Here is a 3,200-nt window from a genome sequence, read left to right on the forward strand (position 1 = left end):
GGCACCGCGCCTCCCGTCGTTCACCGGGTCACGACCGTGACCCGCTGCGTCCGTCTCAGAGGGTGACGAAGCTCTGCGACTTCGCGTTCGCGAAGCGCGCGGCGACGTTCTCCCAGTCGACGATGTTCCACACGGCCTTGACGTAGTCCGCCTTGACGTTGAGGTAGTCGAGGTAGAAGGCGTGCTCCCACATGTCGAGCATGAAGATCGGCACGAGACCGAACGGCACGTTGGCCTGCTGGTCGAACAGCTGGAACGTGGTCAGCTTCTGGCCGACGGTGTCCCAGGCGAGGACGGACCAGCCGGAGCCCTGGATGCCCGTGGCGACGGCGGTGAACTGGGCCTGGAACTTCTCGAACGAGCCGAAGAACTCGTCGATCGCCGCGGCGAGCTCGCCCTCGGGGACCTTCGTGTCCGGGCCGAGGTTGGTCCAGAAGATCGAGTGGTTGACGTGGCCACCGAGGTTGAACGCGAGGTCCTTCTCGAGCTTGTTGACGTTCGCCAGGTTGCCGGACTCACGGGCCTCGGCGAGCTGCTCGAGCGCGGTGTTCGCACCCGTCACGTAGGTCTGGTGGTGCTTGTCGTGGTGCAGCTGCATGATCTTGCCGCTGATGTGCGGCTCGAGTGCGGCGTAGTCGTACGGCAGCTCCGGCAGGGTGTACTCAGCCATGTGAGTTCCTTTCGATCAGTGGTGTGCGGATGGTGCTCCGCGGCTCACGAGAGCCGGGAACGATCGGTGAGGGAGTGGAATTCCCGGTTGTGGTAGACCAGCGGCTCGCCCCGCTCGAGGCCGACGACGATGTCGAGGACCTCGGCGACGACGACGGTCGACGAGCCGATCGGCGTGGTCGAGAGGGGCCGGCAGCGCAGGGCGCTCGCGGCACTCGGCAGGTAGCGGTCACCCGACGGCAGGGTGCCCCAGATCGGGTCGTCCGCGGCGGGGCTGCCGGTGGAGGCGAACCGACGGGCGAGGGCGACGCCGAGCGAGTCGACGAGGTGCACGACGAAGATCGGGGCGCCGAGCACGACCCCGGCTGACCCGGAGTTCGTGGACAGCGAGAACACGAGCACGGGCGGGTCGATCGCCACGCTCGCGACGCTCGATGCGGTGAGGCCGGTCGGACCGTCGGGGCCTTCGGCGGTGATGACGGCGACACCGGCCGGGTGTCCACGGAAGGCGGCCTTGTAGGCGTCCGCGATGTTCGCCGGTGCTGCGTCGGGCATGGGAGTCGTGGTCGTTCCTTCGATGGGGAGGGCCGCGGCTCCGCGGCCATGTCCCAACGTATGACCTGAACCATGGTTGAGGTCAACGATTCCCAGGTTCGGTCGATCCCGGGCGTGCCGTGTGACCCCGTGTGACGCGGGGTGCGGCGGCGCGAGCCCGACTTCGTGAGCAGAAATGGTCGGGTCGCTCGCGGCGACCCGACCATATCTGCTCACCAAGCGCGGCGGCGCCCGGGGCGCGGCGTGCGCGGCGCGGCGCGGCGCCGCCCGCGGCGGCGCGGCGCGCGCGGCGCTACCGGCGCTTGAGCATGACGACGGCACCGGCGGCCGCGACCACCATCAGGAGCGCGGCCACCCCCGCCGTCACCGTGACGCCGGAGTCGAACGCGGCCCGCGCCGACTCGAGCAGCGCCTGCCCCGCCGACCCGCCGAGGGACGACGCCGCCGACACCGCTCCGCCGAGGGTCTCCTGCGCAGCGGTGTGCGCCGACGAGGACAGCCCGTCCGGCACCACGACGTGCGCCCGGTAGGCCGTGGCCAGGATCGTCCCGAGCACCGCGGTCCCCAGCACGGCACCGATCTCGTACGCCGTCTCGGACATCGCCGACGCCGCACCGGCATTGTCCGCCGGGGCCGTCGAGATGATCAGGTCGTTCGTCACCGTCTCCGAGGCACCGATCCCGATCCCGAGCAGCACGAACGCGAACGCCAGCGCCACGATCGAGGCGTGGTGCCCGAGGACCGCGACCATCGCGTAGGCGGCCGCCGAGAACAGCAGCGACACGGCGACGACCCAGCGCGGAGCGACCCGGGCGACGATCGGCACGACGACGAGGCCCGCCACGATCGTGAGGATCGACCCCGGCACCAGCACCATGCCGGACGCGAAGGGGTCGAGGCCGGCGACGAGCTGCAGGTGCTGTGCGATGAAGAACAGGAACCCGGTCAGCGAGAACATCGCCGCCATGTTCATGAGCACGCTGCCGGTGAACGCCGTGCTCCGGAACAGCCGGAGGTCGAGCATCGGGGTCCGCGAGCGGAGCTGCCGACGGACGAACGCGATGCCGCACAGGACGCCGACGGCGAGCATCGCGATCGCGAAGCCGCGCTCCTCGGGGTGCACGACGGACTTGATCGCCCACGCGATCGGGGCGAGGGCGCCGAGCGAGAGGAACATGCTCGGCACGTCGACTGGCCCCGGGTTCGGGTCACGGGACTCCGGAACGCAGAACGGCACGGCGACGAGCATCACGACGAGGATCGGCACCGCGACGAGGAACACCGCGCCCCAGTGGAAGTGCGCGAGCAGTACGCCGCCGACGAGCGGCCCGAGGGCGTTGCCCGCCGCGAACATGGTGGACCAGACGGCGAGCGCCATCCGCCGCTCCCCCGCGTGGACGAAGACGTTGCGGATGATCGAGAGGGTCGCCGGCATGAGCATCGCGCCGAACACGCCCATGACGATCCGTGCGGCGACGAGCATCCAGGCGTCGGTGGCGAAGGCCGCGGCGACGGAGAAGAGCGCGAAGCCGGTGGCGCCGACGACGAGGATCCGACGGCGGCCGATGCGGTCACCGATGCTGCCCATCACGACGAGGAGGCCGGCGAGGACGAGCGGGTACGCGTCGACGATCCAGAGCTGCGTGGTGGCGTCCGGGTTCAGCGCGCGCGAGATCGACGGCAGCGCGAAGCTCAGGACGGTGTTGTCCACCGAGATGAGGAGGACGGGCAGCATGAGCACCGCGAGGGCGGCGAACCGGCGGGCGCGGCTGCCGGTGGCGGCAGTGGGGATCGGGCTGGTGAGCAGGGCGGACACGGTGACTCCAGGGACTTCGAGCCGGACCAGGTCGACGGCGGAACTGACGAACGGACCGGACGGGACGCGGGGTGTGCACGCATCCCGTCAGGACTCCGTTAGTGTACCGTCTGGACGGTAATGGTTGCAAATGCAACTGAAGACGGACGGGAGGCGCGGT

At 70.2% G+C, this 3,200-nt stretch carries 3 protein-coding genes; all 3 read right to left on the reverse strand.

What is annotated here, in order from left to right; translation table 11 throughout:
• Positions 1 to 55: 55 nt before the first annotated feature.
• Positions 56 to 670 (reverse strand): superoxide dismutase, encoded by a 615-nt coding sequence (locus BIV03_RS17490; protein WP_070418340.1) that lies wholly within the window; start codon positions 668 to 670, stop codon positions 56 to 58.
• 44 nt (positions 671 to 714) lie between these two features.
• Complete coding sequence (locus tag BIV03_RS17495) at positions 715 to 1,224, reverse strand: flavin reductase family protein (protein ID WP_070418339.1); 510 nt, start codon at positions 1,222 to 1,224, stop codon at positions 715 to 717.
• Between the two features lie 292 nt (positions 1,225 to 1,516).
• Positions 1,517 to 3,040 (reverse strand): MFS transporter, encoded by a 1,524-nt coding sequence (locus BIV03_RS17500; protein WP_071296600.1) that lies wholly within the window; start codon positions 3,038 to 3,040, stop codon positions 1,517 to 1,519.
• Positions 3,041 to 3,200: the final 160 nt, after the last annotated feature.

Origin of the sequence: Curtobacterium sp. MCBA15_016 (assembly GCF_001865105.1) — a bacterium.
Taxonomy (GTDB): domain Bacteria; phylum Actinomycetota; class Actinomycetes; order Actinomycetales; family Microbacteriaceae; genus Curtobacterium.